The following is a 1,207-nucleotide window of genomic DNA, read 5'->3' as shown; positions in this document are numbered from 1 at the left end:
CCCGGACCGGTCGCCGGCGCTGCCGGCGGTTCTGCCGCCACGGGGGCGACGCCGGGCGCCGAGCTGCCGGGCTGGTGGCCGGCACTCGTGAGCTATCCCGCACAGTTGCAAGCCAGCTGGTGGGCGTGGCACGTCGCGGGCCGGTCGTTGCTGCCCGGTCTGCGGATCTGCTTCGCCGCGGGGGCGGGCCTCGCCCCGGTCCACCACGAGCGCCTGCAGGCGCGGGGAGGCTCCCTCGGCCCGATCGACCCCGGCGTCTTCGCGGACACCTCGTCCTACGGGCCGCAGGCCCTCGACGCCCTTGCCCGCGTCCTCGGCATCGACGCGCTGGTGCTCGGCAGCGACCGGCCCTATGCCGAGCCGATCACCCCGTCGCAGCTGCGCATGGGTGCGGCGGCGAGCCACGCCATACACGTTGACAATCCTCGACGACTCCTCGAAGGAGGGAGACGACCATGACCATGACCGTTCCCGAGACCAGTGCCACCCGGACGGGGGTGGCCGCTCGGCACGCCGTCGCGCTGACGGAGGTCCCTGCGGGCACCACGCTCGACCGGCTGCCCGGCCGGGACCTCGACCAGCACGAGCTGCTCGAGCTCGCCACCGCCATCGCCCGCGATCCGGCGCAGTGGGCGCAGCACGTGGCGTTCAGCGACGAGCACCGACACTACGTCTCGCTGCACCGCGACGCCCACGTCGACGTCTGGGTGTTGTGCTGGACTCCACGCAACGACACCGGCTGGCACGACCACGACACCTCCTCGGGGGCGGTCGCGGTGACCCAGGGAGCCGTCACCGAGCACAACCTGGCCATCGGCGTGCCCAGCCTGGAGACCGAGGTCCCCGCCGGGCGGGCCTACTCCTTCGGGCCGGACCACATCCACCGGATGGTCGGCCGTGATGCGGGTTCGGTGTCGATCCACGCCTACTCGCCGCCCCTGTGGCGGATGGGGCAGTACGCCATGTCCGCCGAAGGGGTGCTCCGCCGCACCTCCGTCTCCTACGCGGACGAGCTGCGCCCCCTGGACGACATGGCCTGACCCCACGCGGGGTCGGTGGAAATTGAGTTGGTGAGTGAGCGCTCACTCACTTATGCTGCAAGACGTGACTGCTGCCATCCCCGCCACGCCGGGGCCCGGCGCCCCGCCTCCCCACCCGGGCCGGCGATCTGCCCGATCCGGGCGGTCGGGACGCGCTACGCCGCTGC

1 protein-coding gene and 1 pseudogene are annotated in these 1,207 nt (G+C 73.0%); both read left to right on the top strand.

The window, feature by feature from the left end:
- Positions 1–459, top strand: a pseudogene (locus FRW57_RS21810) (hypothetical protein); the annotation flags it as partial.
- Complete coding sequence (locus FRW57_RS21805) at positions 456–1,040, top strand: cysteine dioxygenase (protein ID WP_238999541.1); 585 nt, start codon at positions 456–458, stop codon at positions 1,038–1,040. The pseudogene FRW57_RS21810 and the gene FRW57_RS21805, both read left to right, overlap by 4 nt.
- Positions 1,041–1,207: the final 167 nt, after the last annotated feature.

The organism is Segeticoccus rhizosphaerae (genome assembly GCF_009192725.1).
GTDB lineage: Bacteria > Actinomycetota > Actinomycetes > Actinomycetales > Dermatophilaceae > Segeticoccus > Segeticoccus rhizosphaerae.
The sequence above is the reverse complement of the archived record's forward strand: the minus strand, read 5'-3'. Positions and strand labels throughout refer to the sequence as shown.